Below are 17,106 nucleotides of genomic sequence, written 5' to 3'. Positions count from 1 at the left end.
GGTCATAATTACCATGCTAAGTTTGCATAAAATTTTACAGTGTTCTACTGATACGTCGGGGCATTATATGCGTCATCGGTTGTTACAAGGCAGTGTGTGGGCAGTTAGCCTAACGCTACGATGGTCGCGACCAGTGTTAATGGCGATACCAATTTGGCTGGTTTCGCAAAGCGCGGTACACGCTGAGAGCTGGAAAGTAAACTTGCAAGATGCTGATATCAAGGCTTTTATTAATGAAGTCGCCACCATTACGGATGAAAACTTTGTTTTAGACCCAAGGATTAATGGCAATGTCACTGTCATATCTAATCGCGCCTTGTCCAAAGCCGAAATCTATCAGCTTTTTTTGAGTGTCATGCAGGTCAATGGTATCGCTGCTATTGATACTGGCAGTACCATTAAGTTGGTGCCGGATAATGTCGCTAAGCAGTCGGGCGTTGCGGTAGATTTGACAGGCGAGAGTAGTGGTGAGGCACTGACCACGCGAGTGCTCTATCTGACCAATACGCAAGCTGCTGAAATACTAACGGTAATCCGGCCGCTGATGCCGCAATCGGCACATGCAGCCGCTGTTCCTAGCATCAATGCCCTCGTACTATCTGATCGCGCTGATAGTCTCAATGAGTTGACCACGCTAATTCGTGATCTAGACAGTAACAATAACGACACTATGAGCGTAATTCCGCTACGTCATGTCGATGCAGAGCGAATGATGGATCTGATTAGTGCCCTCACGGGCATGACCAATGCTGCTAATAATCAAGGCATCAATCAGCTCAAGATAATTGCTGACCCCTCAGGTGACAGGTTGCTGGTCAAAGGTAGCCCAGAGATGATTGCCAAAGTTGAGAGCATGGTCAATCAGCTAGACACAATGCCATCTAAGCGGCTCAGTGGTCTAAGGGTCTTCCGGCTTAAGTATGCTAGTGCAGGACATATTGCGGATATGCTCAGGGGACTACTGTCCAATCAGTCGTTAAATAGCACTGGCGCAGTCTCTACATTGGAGTCTGCATCGCTAACGGATGGCAGCGCCAACTCTGCTGCCTTGACCACTAACGTGGGCAATGAGGTGGTCAACTCAGGCTCGGCGGGTCCGGCCAGCTCACAAGGTGTTGGTACGACGGGTAGTGGACAGAAGCCATTTAGTATTATTGCTGATGAGACACAAAATGCTGTGATAGTTAATGCGCCACCAGAGCTGATGATTGAGATAGAAGAGGCCGTCAATCAGCTCGATACCCGCCGCGCACAAGTGCTGATTCAAGCTGCTATCGTAGAAGTCTCAGGCGACGATGCCAAGCAGCTTGGCGTTCAATGGGCGCTGGGTAATGCCAACAGCGGCTATGGCGTTGTCAACTTTAATAACGCCGGTGCCAGTGCCACAGCGTTAGCCGCCGCCGCACTTAGCGGTACGACATCAGGGATTAGTAGTGCTGCAGGGTCTATCGCAGGTGCATTGCTGGGTATAGGTGACAGCAGTCACGACAGTAATGGCAATACCCGGTTCTATGGGGCGATACTGCAAGCATTAGACTCTACTACCAGCGCTAACTTGCTATCGATGCCTTCTATCCTGACCCTTGATAACGAAAAAGCCAGTATCCTCGTGGGACAAAATGTACCATTTGTTACCGGCTCTTATACCACCAGTGGTAACTCATCGACCAATCCCTTTCAGACGATTGATCGCCAAGATGTCGGTATTAACCTTAATGTCATCCCGCATATCGGTGAAAATGGTACTGTGCGCTTAGAGGTCTCTCAAGAGGTATCGTCTGTGGTCAATGGCTCGACGGGCAATAGTACTGGCCTTGTCACCAATAAAAGCCTAATCAACACCACTATTTTGGCCGATGATCAGCAAACCATCGCCTTGGGCGGACTGATGCGTGACAACACCACCAATGGCAATCAAAAAGTCCCCGGACTAGGTGATATTCCTGTCGTGGGTCGATTGTTCCGCTCAGACAGTACTAAGACTGATAAAAGCAACTTAATTATATTTTTGCAGCCCACTATATTACGTGATGGCGGCGCGGTAGCTAGCGTGACAGAGCGCCGCTATAATCAGATGCGCACCATGCAGCTGATCATCGATAAAAACGGCACGATCAAGCAGCTGCCCCTGTCAGGGGTTCAAGGCTGGGGTGACCAAGTTAATCCTAATTACACACTCATGCCACTTAACCCACTGGTACCAAAGGCTGACCAAACCCCAAAAAATCTACCACAGGGCTTTACACAGGTTACGCAGTAGTGCGGTAAGCTTTGCAGCATCATTGTTAGTATAGTTGAGTCTGAATAAAACAGAGTCATCGTAATCTGATGCGCAACTGGTATAAATTTTTCTGGCTTGCTGCGGGCATGAAGATAGAGGCTGCGACAAATTCATCGCAGTACCGCTGTATTGTTTTTATAATGAAGCTGCAATATAAATAGTGAACAGATGAAGAGTGACCAGCCGTCAGTGGGGCTTATTTGCATGACGTCTTTTCTGATAGGCGCTAGCTTTCTAGTAAGGAGAATGGCATGGTTAAAAAGCGTTGGTTAAAGCTTGGATTAGTCGCTGCGGCTTTATTATTGATCCCAAGACGCAGCAGCAAGCAGTCGCAAGACATTGAGTCAGCAAAGTCTAAACAGCCAAAATCTGCTGAGGACAAATCAGCGTCCTAGTGCGCTAACAAGTAGAATAAGTCTAGTAAGCTTATTGCTACCTATATTGAACTTGCGCTTGCCTTATTAAACTTGCGCTTGCCTTATTAATAGGATAGCGGCGGCTATATGGGTTTGAAATTAAAGGTGATATTGGGGAGCATGTGGTTGGTTGACGTATTATCAAAACTCTTTTAAGGTAGTTATTTAACGGTTTTTTTAATAATATTTTGTGTATGATTCTCGCTTAGCGTTGAGGCTGATTAAATAGGCCTTAATCATCATACTTTGGTAGCATAATTGCTATTATTACTTTATTCTTCGCTCACTATCGATACTTAGCTTGCCAATCACTTTGAATATTTACATGATTTACGCATTTAAGATATCTTAGTCTTAAATTCTCACCTATCTGCTTATCCATAATCACTATGATTAATAATGACTGCTAACCGAATTGTCTCTCCACCTTATGAGGGGTGCTATCCGCTCATCGATACCCATACGCATTTTGATGACCCTGTATTTTTGCCTGATAGAATAGTGCAGATGGCGCAGGCACAGTCAGTCGGTGTGCGTCATCTATTATTGATTGGGTATGTTCGGCAGTATTTTTCACGGCTGTATGATGTGCAGGCAGAGATTAACTCAAAAGGCACGGCAAAGGTCGCAGTAGCTGATCTGCGCAACAATACTCAAGATAGTTGTTTACAATATACTCAATACGACTTTCAATACGATCCTCAACATGACCTTCAAAGCCAACCTCAAGACAGGCTACAAGCGCATATTGCTCTAGGGTTACATCCGTTTTATATCGAATCGCATGATGAAGACGATTTGCAGTATCTAGCGACTACGCTTAGCCAGCGTTCAGATATTATAGCGATTGGAGAGATTGGGTTGGATACCTATACCGCGCAGATGAAGCAGCCTAGTGTGTATGAGAAGCAAAAACGCTATTTTATATCACAGTTAGATATGGCGGTAGCACATGGTTTACCAGTGTTATTGCATATTCGAAAAGCGCATGCAGACTGTCTAAAAATTCTTAAAAATCATGCTTACGATGCCCATAAACTCGGTGGCATTGCTCATAGCTTTAGTGGTGGTGAGCAAGAAGCCAAGGCCTTTGTAAAGCTAGGATTCAAGTTGGGGGTCACCGGTCAAGTCACTAATCCAAATGCTAAAAAACTACGGCGGGCCATTAGCGCTGCTGTCGATAGCTATGGGTTGTCGTGTCTGGTCATCGAGACAGATTGCCCAGATATGCTTCCCCTTATCGATCAGAGTGATGAGCAGTCGCGAAGCACTAATGAGAACGTCTTGAGTAATGAGAGCGACGGGGCTAACAGCTTAAATACGGTAGCTCACCCTCAGCGTAATACTCCCGCGCACTTAACATATGTTTTAGCCACTTTGAGTGAGCTGCTTGCTGTCCCTTTAGATACTCTAGCACAGCAACTATGGCAAAATAGCTGTGAGGCTTTAAAAGTAGCGTGGCATTATCCACTGGATTAACCATAGCGATGACTTAAGCTGCTCTACGGACCAAAGCGTATATTAGCCTCGACTTTGATTGAATAGATTATAAATTAACCTATCTTTAGTGGTCAGTAAAAGGTAGCGATAACAGGATTAGAACTTCGCATGTCAGTAATTGCCGATAACACATCGACAGAAGATAACACTCAGTACCAGCGCCGCTTTCAAGGTACGCAAAGTCTATATGGCGCTGAGGGGCTAACGGCGTTTGAGCGCGCTCACGTAGTGGTAATAGGCGTCGGCGGCGTGGGCTCTTGGGCCGCAGAGGGTCTGGCTCGGACAGGCGTTGGTCATATTACCCTCATTGATTTAGATATCCTCGTCGCCTCTAATGTCAATCGGCAGCTGCCAGCATTGGACAGCACCTTTGGACAAAGTAAGATTGAAGCAATGGCGCAGAGAATTCGCGAGATTAACCCCCATGTCACACTAAATTTAGTGGATGACTTTTTGACCCCTGATAATGTCGCTACCTTATTGCCCAGTCGGCACAGTGCTAAACAAGCGCGTGACAATGGTCAGCAGCTCGTCATACTTGACTGCGTTGATGATATGGCTGCTAAGCTCGCTATTGCCCTCCATTGCCGCTTTCATAAGTTAAAGTTAATCTGCGCTGGTGGGGCGGGAGGAAAGACCGACCCGCTACAAGTCACGGTTAGCGACTTAAAAGATACTTTTCAAGACCCTCTGCTGGCACGGCTACGTAGTAAGCTGCGTCATGAAAAGGGTATCAATACTGAGCTAAAAGATAAGTTTGGTATTCGCTGTGTCTACTCGATCCAGCCACCGATTACTCTTAAGGCAAAGAGCGAATGTCCAGTCGGTGGCCTTCACTGTGGTGGCTATGGCTCAGCAGTGGCGGTCACCTCGGTAGTGGCTATGATTATGGTTAGTGAAGCACTGAAGATTATTAGTAAGTAAAGTCAGTAACTTAGTTCAGTAAGTTAGGTTGCTGGTTTCTGTATCGTTACTTTTGTATTGATGAGCCTTGTTAAATATCAGATGTGCGATGTATTGTTTGCGCCATTTATGAGGTTGTAAGATTAATTTAGGAGGTCCCTTTGGGCACACTCACTTATCCTGTCGCCAATAATGAAGCTGAGCGCATTGCCAAACTTCACGAGTATCAAGTCTTAAATAATAATGACGATCCAGCTTTTGAGCGTCTAACTGAGCTGGTGAAGTTATTCTTTGACATGCCCATGGTGACAATCACCTTTATGGATGAGAACACCCAGTATCTCAAATCACCGCATGGTCTAGGGGATACATGTACGACCACCCGTGAAGCCGCTATTTGCAACTACACCGTGCTATCAGACGATGTATTCATGGTTTATGATCTAAGTCAAGATGAGCGCTTTGCTAATAATCCGCTGGTGAAGGGCGCGCCTTTTTTGCGCTTTTATGCGGGCGCACCTATTTTATTGTTTGAAGATAACCAAACCTTTCGTCTAGGCTCCTTGTGTCTGCTCGATACCCAACCTCGCTATGACTTTGGTCATAAAAAAGCCGCGCAGTTGGCCAAATTCGCGGTTATTGCAAGTGATGCCCTGCGCCTACAAAAGAATCAACGTTTGGCTAAGCAAGCCAATATCATGAAGTCGAAATTCCTAGCCAATATGAGTCATGAGATTCGTACTCCTATGAATGGCATCATTGGGATGGTTGACATGCTTAATGAAACGCCATTGACGGCTGAGCAGCAAGACTATGTTTGTCACCTTCAGGAATCGACGACGCACCTATTGGCTATTATCAATGATATCTTGGATTTATCTAAGGTTGAGTCAGGAAAGATGACGGTAGACGCTGTGCCAATGAACTTAGCTGACTTATGTGAGGAAGTTATTAGGCTCTTTAAGAGTAAAGCACATAAGCGCAATCTACAGTTGAGCTACCGTTATTCAGAGACGCTAACACCCTTTGTAAAGGGCGATCCTGTACGGTTGAAGCAGATATTGGCCAATCTGGTCAATAATGCTATCAAATTTACAGATGATGGTGGTGAAGTTTATATCTCTGTCACTCCGATATCAGAGCAGCCCGAACAGCGGTTTTTTAAAGAAGGTGTGGTAGCCGATAGCATAAATCAGGATGAGATGACCTTATGCTTACAAGTGAATGATACTGGGGTGGGCATTGAAGCTGAGTCACTAGCCGCCATATTTGATGCGTATAATCAAGCGGATCAATCGACACATCGCTTATATGGCGGTACTGGATTAGGACTGTCAGTGTGTAAAGCGCTGGTTAGTCATATGGGCGGTCACATTTGGGTAGACAGTCAGGTTGGAGAAGGTTCAACATTCACTATCTTGCTGCCATTACCATTATTAACGGCTGCTGAGTTTCAGGCAGACGCACCAGACCCGCGTGCAAACGATAAGCCGATACTGAAAGATTTAGCTGATGATTCAAGCACTAGTAGTGGCGCGAATACAGGTACAACCGCTAATAATAGCTTGCCAGAGACAGCGAATGATGCTCCTAAGCATACTGGTCATGTCTTGTTGGTAGAAGACGATACCGTCAATGCCATGATTGCCAAAAAAGCCTTGGAGTTTGGTGGTCACCGTGTGACCCATGTCACAGATGGTAAGAAAGCCATTGAGACTTTTGCGGCTAATCCAGATAGCTATGATATTATCTTGATGGATCATCATATGCCAATATTAGATGGGGTAGAGGCGACTCAGCAGCTTTATACGCAATATAGTCAGGATAGGCTACCGCCAATTATTGCCCTGACGGCTAATGCGATGGATGGTGAGCGTGACAAATACTTGGCAGCGGGGATGCAGGACTACTGTACTAAACCCTTTAATAAAGAGCAGCTTAACGCATTGATTCAGTACTGGCTTACTGTCGGGCGAAAGCAAAAAGAAGCGCAAGATAGCAATGTCTCTTAAATTCAACGTCTGCTCAATTTAACGTCTTCTAAACTTCAGATTATAAAAGACAAGCCATAAAAGCTATCATAAAGCATAAAATGCGCATAAAAAAACTGGTAATGATTGTCATATCAACAATTATTACCAGTCAGAACTATCAATCAAAAAGTAAGACAGCCTAGGTTCAGTGGCTGCTTAGTTTACCCGAGTTTGATAATCACCAGTTCGCGTATCTACTCGTACCACTTCTCCTTGCTGTACAAAAAGAGGAACTCGTACTACAGCGCCGGTCTCTAGAGTAGCAGGTTTGCCGCCACCACCAGAGGTATCACCGCGCACGCCAGGATCAGTCTCAGTAATTTCTAATTCAACGAAGTTTGGTGCAGTGACAGATAATGGCACACCGTTAAATAGCGTAATCGTACATAATTCATTGCTATTTTCTTTTAACCATTGCGGTGTATCACCCATGGCGGTGGCATCAGCTTGCAACTGCTCAAAAGTTTCTGGGTGCATAAAGTGCCAAAACTCGCCATCGTTATAGAGATAATTCATCTCGGTGTCTAAGACATCGGCTGCCTCTAAGCTATCCCCTGATTTAAAAGTCTGCTCTAGTACTTTGCCTGTGCGAAGATTACGTAGCTTAACGCGGTTAAACGCTTGCCCTTTACCTGGCTTTACAAACTCGTTTTCGATGATAGAGCAGGGGTTGCCATCGAGCATTACTTTGAGGCCTGCTTTAAATTCATTGGTAGAAAAAGTTGCCACACTACACTCCTAATTTTCAATTTTGAGAGGCGCCGGTCATCCAATATAACCCTGCGCCATCGTCATCGTTACTGCGTGATAGCGACGCTTCACGCATCTTCCTAACCTTAGTATTGTCACGTCGATATTGAGGTCAACGGTAAACCTTTTATAAGCCGCTAGTCTCTACCTTAATTTATAGGTTGGTAACGATATTAAGCTTAAGTACCTCAAATGCCGCTAGATTAGCTCAGTATCTACAAGTCAGAGTAATGCTAGGTTCACTATCGCATGACTGGTCTATATAATGACGATTTTTAAACGCATTTAGGCTGCCATGATAAACCATTTAATCACACAAAAAAACTGGCAAACGCAATTATCCACTGCCATTACCTCAGTAGATGAATTATTAAGCCTACTTAAGTTAGAGCGCTCTGAGCTATCAGTCATCGTGCCAGATAACTTTGGTCTTAGAGTACCGCGAGCGTTCGTCAACAAGATGCAGGCTGGTGATGCCAATGATCCTTTACTACGCCAAGTACTGCCCACAGCGGAGGAGCAAATCAGTGTCAGTGGCTATACTCAAGACCCTTTGGCTGAGAATGCGCACAACCCAATCAAGGGACTACTGCACAAATACCAATCGCGGGTGCTCCTGACCATTACCGGGGCCTGTGCAATCCATTGTCGGTATTGCTTTCGCCAACATTTTGATTATGGTGCTAATCTACCAACGAGTAAAGAGCAAGAGGCTATCGTAGATTATATCAGCGATAACCCTGATATTAATGAGGTTATACTCAGTGGTGGCGACCCACTGAGCATCAGTAACCGGCGACTATTTGCTTGGCTAGATTGTCTTGAAGCTATACCTCAGCTGACGACCATCCGCTTACATACACGGCTACCTTTGGTGATACCAGAGCGTATTGATGCAGAGTTATTGCAGCGATTGGCCCAAAGCCGTTGCCAACTGGTGATGGTCATTCACTGTAACCATGCTAATGAGATTGACGATAATACGGCTCAGTATTTACAGCGACTCAAACAAATCGGCGTTACCTTATTAAATCAAACAGTCTTGCTGGCAGGTATCAATGATCAGGTGGAGACGCAAGTGGCATTAAGCCATCGCCTATTTGCTGCTGGGGTATTGCCGTATTATCTGCATGTTTTGGATAAAGTAGCGGGTGCTGCGCATTTTGACTGTGATGAGCAGCAAGCCATTACTCTTTATTGGCAGCTATTAAGTAAGTTACCGGGATATCTAGTGCCTAAGTTGGTCCGTGAGCTGCCAAACTTCGCCTTTAAAACCCCCATTGATATTTACCAAGCGGATTAATATTGTCGAATTATTGTCAATCATTGTCGCTATAGTCAATCCGATTTAACAGCCGCTAGCCAGTGATCGGTACATATTGACTGGCTAGGGGGTATTTTTAGTGGTCTTTAAGGCATGGCTACCCATAGCAGTGACTATGATAAGCCGTCGTATTAACAGATTTAAGGTATTGCTTATAAATCAGAGGCTCGGTAGGGTAGTAGTATTTAAAATGGCGATTCTACAGCCTCAATTAGCTATTCACCGATTGATTGGCTTTTAGGATAGCCACTACTCTAAAATGGATACCAAGAGTCCCTATGATAGCGCCGTCTACATTTACAAAATATCTGGCAGAACCTCCTAAGCTTCAAGCTCTTTCATTCCGTCATATTGGTCAAAATGGCAAGTATATTGATGAGTGGATCAATAACTTGAGTGCGTACGATGTATTAGAACAATGCGTGCAAATAAAGACAACTTTGGGCGAGTTGGTAGTGGCACAAATAAAAGATAGCCAACGCCTTAAGCTTATGACTAATTTATTCATAGTCATAGAGCGTGTGGCGGCGCAGTTACGCAATACATATCAATATGAAATAGGTCCATTAAATCCGGATCAGCTGCAAACATCAGAGCAAGTCAGGTCTTTATATTATTTGAGCGCTTTGGTATTTAATGGGGTGGTAGAGCGGCTTCAAGAGTCCACTGAGCCTGTAGAGACCAATCGTAAAGCCTCTTGGCGACAGCTGCTAGCTCGGCCTAAGGTACCATCGAATCATCTGGCAATTGCCATCTATGGAGAAATATTAAGCTACCAAAAGCTGTTGTTAGAATTCGCTTTTGCTTACCAAAAGCCGATAGCTATAGTGTGGCGGCAGCTTAATCAATTATATTTACTGGCAGTAAAAGGCGATATAGCCAATGTTGACTTGAGTCGTCACAGCTTATCCAAGCAGGCGTCTAGCATTCATAAGTTATATTGCCAAGTCTGTCTGGCGGCGCTATTAAACCTTGCGACTTACAGACGCCAAGATATTATTGCCATTAATCGCATCTTGCCAAAGTGGTCCAGCTATATTTCAGCCAGTCTCCTGCCACAATCAAAGACTCGGTTCTTTGTCAATCTCGGTAGTGATGCCGGTCCTGAATATTTGAATCCGACGACTGCTATCAACCCTTATGATGACCAATATCAATGTCTATTTATTGAATTGATACCGCTAATGGACTATTTAAAGCAGCAGAGTCAGATAGTGCCGAATGATCAAAGAGAGGTGCTACTTGAGCTGCGATTAAGTGAAAAGGCACTATTATCTTTACAGCACCAATATTTCAGTTCTCAGCGTCGAACGGAGCCAAGAAGCAAAATAAGTCACGCTACTACCTTGTTCACTGGTTTTCATCAAATTCACTACCATATCGCAGGTGGACGCTCGCTTGGCGATTTGATTCATCAAAAAGAGCTGCCGACTAACTGTCAGCCTAAAGGTTATGTCCAAACCGATCGAGCATCCTCGGAGATCATTGTCGAGGTGAGTCTGCTTGATCAAAGTGTCTCGGGCTATCGCTTTCGTACCAAGCAAGTTTCTAGCGTTGACATGGACCATCAAGCAAGAGGAAAAGAGACGGCTGATATTTTGCAGCTAAGAGATGGTTCAGAAGCCAATTGGCTGTTTTCAGACTCAGACTTTAGCAAAAAAGCACTGGATCTTAATCGCGAAGCAGTACCAATCTTACAAGTCATGAGCCTTTTTGCCATTCAAAGCCAGACGCCAAGTGAAACCCAGTCAAGTGATGGAGCGCCATCCCCTATCAGGTGGGAGCTTGGCATCGTTCGTTGGATTGATACCAGTCAAGGGCAGTTAGAAGCAGGGGGCAAGGTGCTGGGAGTGAACGTCACTGCTTGCGGTATTCGCTTAGAGAGCAACGATGGACGACGGCAAAATTTTGTGGCGGGGTTATTGCTCGCAGGCGATCTTGATCTCAACACCAAGCCCAGTCTCATTATGGCGCGATATTCTTTCAAGGAAGGTGATCAGGTTGTCTTGCGAATTGGTAGCCATCAGAACCGGCTCGTATTACAAAAGAATATTCTTCGAACCGATGATATAGATCAGTATGAAATTGCTAGGGCCGCTCACCCCTCAGTCTGACAATAGTGCTGCAGTCGTGCTTTATTGTAGTGACGGTATCTCATTAACAAGTGAACACACCTCTTGAGTGTGCATTTTACTAAAATAGCCTAGGGCTATGGCGACCGTCAATATTTAGATGATTGATCTAGATTAATAAAGTTGTTTCAGATAACCAGCCCTTAATTTGATATTAAAGGTATAATCGGCACTCATTTTTTAAATTTGTTTGGTAACATATCACTTTATCTTAGGATAATTTTGGTCAATACTTATTAAAATATATAACTCAGCAATATAGCTAATTAAGGCAAACTATGGCAACTAACACGACACTAAATCTCTTGGTTATCGATAGTGACCAGCTTTACGCTGAACATCTGGTCTCCTTACTGTCTACTTATTATAGTGATATTAACCTAGGGTTCTTAGATGCAAAGAGTGAACTGTTAAGAAGTTTGCGCCATCAATGGGATGTCTTATTGTTTGGTCGCGCTTACGATATGACATTTACGGACGTTGTGGGTATTGTCCAAGAGCAAAATATTGATCTACCGCTGATCTGTCTTGACATGGATGCATCAAGTTCAGCTGGGCAAAATAGCGAGGGACTACCTGTCGTCCTTGATAATAATATGATCAAAGCGTTACCTGCTGAGGATGAAGTAAAAGTCGTGATAGCGACTCGGATATTACACGAAAGCTTAAAGACTCGCAGGCAGATTGCCGGTCTACAAAATATATTGTCTGAGGCAGAGCAACGAGCAAATATATTAATTAAAAACTCCAAAAGTGCTGTGGCTTATCTTGATCAAGGTATTCACATATTTGCTAATGACCCTTATCTGGCGATGTTTGGTTTTGACTCTCCTGAAGAGATTATCGGTGTGCCCGTCATTGATTTGATCGCAGGTGGGGATAACGTCAAAGCCTTCAAAAAGTTTTTAAGTCGATTTGATAAGGGCAACCGCGATCAAGTAGAGTTTAACTTTGAGAGTCGGCGTAAAGATGACACGACGTTTGAGGCAAAATTACAGCTGGCGGCTGCCACTCTTGAGGGGGAGCCTGTTACCCAAATTATCATTCAGCAAAATAACGCTAATGCTGCCGAGCTTGCCAAGCAGTTAGCAGCAGCGCAGCGTAAAGACAACCTGACCGGACTGGCAAATAGGCAAGGCTTTGAAACTCATTTTGCTGCACTTTATGAGCAAATTAAGGCTGAAGATAAGCAGGCTGCGTTACTGTATGTGCGAATAGATAATATCGGCAAGATCAATTCAAGCTTAGGCCTTCAGGGGACGGATGAGGTCGTCAAACAAGTGGCTTATACACTAGATGAGTATTTTGAATTAGGCTTTGTCAGCCGCTTTAGTGATAGTAAGTTTACGGTATTATTAGAGGCGATAGGGGAGGCGGAGCTTAAGCAGCGCGCGGATACCATTCGCGAAAAAATCAGTGACTTAATCATTGAGGTAGGCAAGCGTACAACCAGTACCACGGTAAGTATCGGTATGGCAATGGTCGACAAACACAGCCCAAGCAAAGAGGCGGTGATTGAACGCGCGATGGATGCCCTAGATCAGGTGATGATAGAGACCAAAAATGTTGGTAATAGCATTCAATTGTATGATCCTAGCCAACATGTGAATAGTGATGATGAGGCGTTAGCAGAATATCTAGTGAATGCGATTAGTCATAATCGCTTTGAGCTACTGTACCAGCCTATCTATGATATTAATGCCGACCGCAGCGACTTCTTTGGAGTATATCTAAGATTGCCTTTGTCTGATGGTAGTCAAATGCTGCCAAAGGACTTTATGAGTGTGGCAAAGAGTCATCAACTACTTGAAAAGATAGACCGCTGGGTATTAATTAATGCTTGTAAGCAGCTGAGTGAAGTGCGTAAGCAGCATCCAGAGAGTAGGCTGCTAGTATCGCTTAGTAGTGCTTCATTAGCAGACAGTCGTCTTGCTAGCTTGGTCAGCCAGCTTATAAAAGCCGTAGGTGGACCAGCAGGTGCTTTGACCATTCAGTTCAATGAGCAAGACGTCGTTGACTATTTAGCGGTTGCCAAAAAGCAGTTTTCGGCGTTAAGTAATGTCGACTGTCAGCTTAGTATTCATAACTTTGGCGTGACCAGCAAATCTATTGAAACCGCTGAATATGTTAATCCTGATATGGTGTATTTGGCAAAAGGCTATGTGGACGAGATGAGTAACGATAGCGGTATCGAGACTGTCAAGTCTTTGGTTACTAAAGCGAATGAGCGTGGGCTAAATGTCCTGATTCCGTATATCGAAGATGCAGCGACCATGACCACTGCTTGGACCATGGGCGCTCGCTATCTGCAAGGGTACTATTTGCAAGAGCCGGCAAAGACAATGATACTAGCGCAAGAGTCATAAATTTATGAATGATGCATTACAAGAAGGTCGCAGCGCAGTGAAAGACGTCGTAAAGTGTAGTCTGACTAAAATCAGTGGTAGTGGCACTAAAAAACTCGCTAAATCAAATTATCAATGGTCAGACCATGGTCAAAGACATTTATCTAACTTCACTATTAACCGTACCGCAGTGAGCCGCAGCTTATGGCTGGGTTTGTTGTCATTGGCGATGAGCGCTTGTCAGCAGCCGCCTCCTGACTACAGACCAGAAGCGACCCTACCAGCTTACACTCAGGGTGATGCAGATAATGGCAAACTGTTATTTAAGGACTATTGCTCTCAGTGTCACCAGCTGACGCCTGGCTTGAATAAAAAAGGGCCACAGCTGATGAATATATATGGCGCACCGGCAGCACTATTAAAAGACTATCAATATAGTCAGGCATTGCAGTCAAAGGATTGGGTCTGGGATGTCAAAACCCTTGATGCTTATATTGCCGATCCAGCAAAGGTACTGCCAGAGACAAAAATGCTCTCAGACCCTATCCCGGACGCCGAAGAGCGCGCTGATATTATCGCCTATTTATCGACACTAAAAGCACCCGTACCAGCGCCCGTAGAAGAGAATAAGTAGAAGAGGCTGACCAAACCATCATAACCAGCCGTGCCTCAATGCTAGTGAATATCCCAGCTATATTTATATATCTAAAAACGGTGGTTAAGTTATACTCTTGTTTGTTATCATTGGCTTATATGGTAGCAGTAACTGTGACAAAGTTAGTATTACTGCTGCTTTTAATATGTCTTTTTGGCAGTTGTGAGTGCGCTATAAAGCATCAATTTATTGTGTATTTTAGTCGATCCCTGTCATTTATTTAGTCCCTCTTTAGCTTTAGCCCCTCCCTCAAAGTTGTCTAACATTACCATGAATCCAAACTCTATTCGCTCAAATTCATCTACCGTAAACTCTCATTCTACCGACTCTATAAGCTCAAATATGGGGTTTGTGAATAGGGCTAAGTTGTCGCAGTTATTAGAGCGCCTCAATCAAGTGATACTTGATAAGCCGCAAGTGATCAAATTGGCTGTGGTCTGTCTGTTGGCAGAAGGCCATCTGTTGCTGCAAGACTTGCCGGGTATGGGTAAGACCACATTGTCACATGCGCTTGCTAAACTTCTAGGCCTTGACTTTAACCGGGTACAATTTACCAATGATATGTTGCCCGCTGATATTTTGGGTATGAATATCTATAATCAGAGCAATATGCAGTTTGACTTTCGTAAAGGGCCAATCTTTACTCAGATTTTGCTAGCTGATGAGATTAATCGCTCTAGTCCTAAGACGCAAAGTGCCCTACTAGAGGCCATGGAAGAGCACCAAGTTACCCAAGACAGTCATAGTTATGCCTTGCCTGAGCCATTCTTTGTCATCGCGACACAAAATCCAGCTCAGCAAGTAGGGGTCTATCCACTCCCTGAGTCACAGCTTGATCGGTTTTTGATGTGTTTGTCGCTCGGTTATCCCTCTGCTGCTGCTGAACGCGCTTTATTAAAAGGCGAAGATAGACGACGCTATCTGGCAAGTCTTGACCATGTTATGAGCGCAGAGGAGCTAAGAGAGATTCAGGCAAGTGTTCGCCAGGTCTATGTGGCTGATGTGGTTATCGATTATCTTCAGCGGTTGGTCGCCAAAACTCGTAGCAGTCAAGATTATCATGGGTTATCACCACGTGGCGTATTGTCGCTTCAGCGGGCAGCTCAAGCACATGCCTTTATCAGTGACCATGATGAGGTGACACCAGAGGACATCCAAGCTGTATTTGCTGCGGTAGCCGATCACCGTTTAGGGCAGCGTTTTATACCCTTTCATCATCTCGGCGGCCAGAGCCAAAGTACGATTGCACAGCGAATCTTAGCTGATGTGCCGGTCATGGTATAGCTTAGAGACGTTTTTTACATTGTGTAGGCCACTTTTTTTAATCTTCTATCTTTTCATATCTTGATAAACTCGCTGATAGTGTTGCTAGCTAGCTTTGCCGCAAGCGCCACATTGATTTATGACTGTGGTCTTCATTTTTTATATCCAGTCAAAAATTGAAGAGATAAAAAGAAGTTTAAGCGTGATACTGGTATAAACTTTTCTAGCATGCTGTAAGTATGCTAAAAGAAGCTGCAAAAAATTCATTCCAGTATTGCTGTACTCTTTTTAGATTGAATTCACTATCTGCTTTATCACTCAACATAACGGAGACTTATAAAATCTGCTTTGGCGCTGACCAGCCAATATGATGATATGCTCATGAATATAGCTTCGCAACCTTCTCCCTCTCAATATCGCACTCGTATAGTGGATGATAAGAAGTCGTCTAGACTCGATCGTTGGTTTGCTAAGCGCGCGCCAAGGCAAGATTCAGCCACACTCAGTCTGCGCAATGTCTATATATTCTTTAGCCGTGAAGGGGCGCTGTTCGCTTTGCTGCTGATAATTACCTTTATTGCAGGTATTAATTATGCCAATAACTTGATATTGGGCTTATGTTTTTATCTCGCTAGCGTCTGGGTTATTAGCTTTCATCTAACCTTTGCTCATGTGATAGGACTAAAAATACAGCTGCTTGAAGTCTCAATGGCAGAAGCAGGCTCGCCTGCTTGGGTAACTTTAAAAGTGACCAGCACCAGTACTAAGCCCAGACGGCAGCTTAGCTTTACCTTTGAGCAGCAGTTAGCCAATAACAATCAGGCAAAAGAAAGTAGCCAAATACAAGAGAGTAGTCAGATGGCGGTACATGAAGGTGAAGCCTCCAGTAGTGTTCCTGCCTATACTTATAGTCATATCGTTCCAAGCATTTCTGGCGAACACATCATCAAGCTACCGGTAATGACTCATCAGCGCGGCCGAATGATACTGCCTCGGTTGAAGATTAGTAGTGTCTATCCCCTAGGCATTATGCGTGCTTGGTCTTATGTGTATTTTGCGACGCCGGCATGGGTTACGCCAAAACCACTAGCCTTTGATTGGCAGGCGCAGTATATAATTGCCAGTGACGAGGCAGCTGTGCAAAGTCATCATGTTATGCAAGGTCAACATGACTTTGATCGATTGGATGATTATACGCCCGGCCAGTCCCTTGCACGCGTCTCTTGGCCCCATGTCGCTCGAGGTCAGGGTATGTTGACCAAACACTTTGCCGATCCTGTGGGACAAGAGCTGCGTTTGGACTATGCTGATATGCCCGCAGCGCACCATGAACAGAAGCTGTCACAGCTTGCTTATGCCCTGCAGAAGATGCCGACAAGCGGTGCTGCCTTTCAGGTCATCTTACCTAACGATCTTGCTGAGGGGGTCGGTGGAGCAGGCATGATCGGTCAAGGGGATGCTTTTGTTCAGGCGTCCATGCTGCGTTTAGCTAAGGTAAGATAAT

12 protein-coding genes are annotated in these 17,106 nt (G+C 44.6%); 11 read left to right on the top strand and 1 reads right to left on the bottom strand.

The window, feature by feature from the left end; translation table 11 throughout:
- Positions 1 to 67: 67 nt before the first annotated feature.
- From gspD to EGV92_RS03005, 5 genes are all read left to right on the top strand, one after another.
- A complete protein-coding gene (gene gspD / locus EGV92_RS03020; RefSeq protein ID WP_131667717.1) occupies positions 68 to 2,260 on the top strand; it encodes a type II secretion system secretin GspD in 2,193 nt (730 codons plus the stop codon).
- A gap of 272 nt (positions 2,261 to 2,532) precedes the next feature.
- The gene (locus tag EGV92_RS13875) at positions 2,533 to 2,676 is read left to right on the top strand and encodes a hypothetical protein (RefSeq protein WP_165525548.1); all 144 of its coding nucleotides are present in this window, start codon (positions 2,533 to 2,535) and stop codon (positions 2,674 to 2,676) included.
- Between the two features lie 420 nt (positions 2,677 to 3,096).
- The gene (locus EGV92_RS03015) at positions 3,097 to 4,176 is read left to right on the top strand and encodes a TatD family hydrolase (RefSeq protein ID WP_131667716.1); all 1,080 of its coding nucleotides are present in this window, start codon (positions 3,097 to 3,099) and stop codon (positions 4,174 to 4,176) included.
- Positions 4,177 to 4,305: 129 nt separating this feature from the next.
- Positions 4,306 to 5,121: a tRNA threonylcarbamoyladenosine dehydratase gene (locus EGV92_RS03010; protein ID WP_131667715.1), complete on the top strand. Its 816-nt coding sequence runs from the start codon at positions 4,306 to 4,308 to the stop codon at positions 5,119 to 5,121.
- Between the two features lie 140 nt (positions 5,122 to 5,261).
- Positions 5,262 to 7,112, top strand: a complete 1,851-nt coding sequence (locus EGV92_RS03005; RefSeq protein WP_242678576.1) for a GAF domain-containing hybrid sensor histidine kinase/response regulator — start codon at positions 5,262 to 5,264, stop codon at positions 7,110 to 7,112.
- A 177-nt stretch (positions 7,113 to 7,289) separates the two neighbouring features.
- On the opposite strand, the gene efp is transcribed toward EGV92_RS03005, so the two are convergent.
- Positions 7,290 to 7,862: an elongation factor P gene (gene efp / locus EGV92_RS03000; protein WP_131667714.1), complete on the bottom strand. Its 573-nt coding sequence runs from the start codon at positions 7,860 to 7,862 to the stop codon at positions 7,290 to 7,292.
- 316 nt (positions 7,863 to 8,178) lie between these two features.
- Here efp and epmB point away from each other — a divergent pair, with 316 nt between their 5' ends.
- From epmB to EGV92_RS02970, 6 genes are all read left to right on the top strand, one after another.
- Entirely contained in the window at positions 8,179 to 9,186 is a 1,008-nt protein-coding gene (gene epmB / locus EGV92_RS02995) for an EF-P beta-lysylation protein EpmB (RefSeq protein WP_131667713.1), read from the top strand.
- Between the two features lie 299 nt (positions 9,187 to 9,485).
- Positions 9,486 to 11,321, top strand: coding sequence for a hypothetical protein (locus EGV92_RS02990; protein ID WP_131667712.1), 1,836 nt, complete (start codon positions 9,486 to 9,488; stop codon positions 11,319 to 11,321).
- Between the two features lie 296 nt (positions 11,322 to 11,617).
- Positions 11,618 to 13,705: an EAL domain-containing protein gene (locus EGV92_RS02985; RefSeq protein ID WP_131667711.1), complete on the top strand. Its 2,088-nt coding sequence runs from the start codon at positions 11,618 to 11,620 to the stop codon at positions 13,703 to 13,705.
- Positions 13,706 to 13,709: 4 nt separating this feature from the next.
- Positions 13,710 to 14,318, top strand: coding sequence for a c-type cytochrome (locus EGV92_RS02980; protein WP_341352796.1), 609 nt, complete (start codon positions 13,710 to 13,712; stop codon positions 14,316 to 14,318).
- Between the two features lie 363 nt (positions 14,319 to 14,681).
- The gene (locus tag EGV92_RS02975; protein WP_131668083.1) at positions 14,682 to 15,623 is read left to right on the top strand and encodes an AAA family ATPase; all 942 of its coding nucleotides are present in this window, start codon (positions 14,682 to 14,684) and stop codon (positions 15,621 to 15,623) included.
- A gap of 360 nt (positions 15,624 to 15,983) precedes the next feature.
- A complete protein-coding gene (locus EGV92_RS02970) occupies positions 15,984 to 17,105 on the top strand; it encodes a DUF58 domain-containing protein (protein ID WP_131667710.1) in 1,122 nt (373 codons plus the stop codon).
- The last annotated feature ends 1 nt before the right edge of the window (position 17,106 follow it).

Source organism: Psychrobacter pygoscelis (genome assembly GCF_004335015.1).
In the GTDB taxonomy this organism is placed as follows: domain Bacteria; phylum Pseudomonadota; class Gammaproteobacteria; order Pseudomonadales; family Moraxellaceae; genus Psychrobacter; species Psychrobacter pygoscelis.
The sequence above is the reverse complement of the archived record's forward strand: the minus strand, read 5'-3'. Positions and strand labels throughout refer to the sequence as shown.

Coding starts and splice junctions, on each gene's coding strand:
- gspD (WP_131667717.1), top strand. CDS start 68: ATGCGTCATCGGTTGTTACAAGGCAGTGTGTGGGCAGTTAGCCTAACG.
- EGV92_RS13875 (WP_165525548.1), top strand. CDS start 2,533: ATGGTTAAAAAGCGTTGGTTAAAGCTTGGATTAGTCGCTGCGGCTTTA.
- EGV92_RS03015 (WP_131667716.1), top strand. CDS start 3,097: ATGACTGCTAACCGAATTGTCTCTCCACCTTATGAGGGGTGCTATCCG.
- EGV92_RS03010 (WP_131667715.1), top strand. CDS start 4,306: ATGTCAGTAATTGCCGATAACACATCGACAGAAGATAACACTCAGTAC.
- epmB (WP_131667713.1), top strand. CDS start 8,179: ATGATAAACCATTTAATCACACAAAAAAACTGGCAAACGCAATTATCC.
- EGV92_RS02990 (WP_131667712.1), top strand. CDS start 9,486: ATGATAGCGCCGTCTACATTTACAAAATATCTGGCAGAACCTCCTAAG.
- EGV92_RS02985 (WP_131667711.1), top strand. CDS start 11,618: ATGGCAACTAACACGACACTAAATCTCTTGGTTATCGATAGTGACCAG.
- EGV92_RS02980 (WP_341352796.1), top strand. CDS start 13,710: ATGAATGATGCATTACAAGAAGGTCGCAGCGCAGTGAAAGACGTCGTA.
- EGV92_RS02975 (WP_131668083.1), top strand. CDS start 14,682: ATGGGGTTTGTGAATAGGGCTAAGTTGTCGCAGTTATTAGAGCGCCTC.
- EGV92_RS02970 (WP_131667710.1), top strand. CDS start 15,984: ATGAATATAGCTTCGCAACCTTCTCCCTCTCAATATCGCACTCGTATA.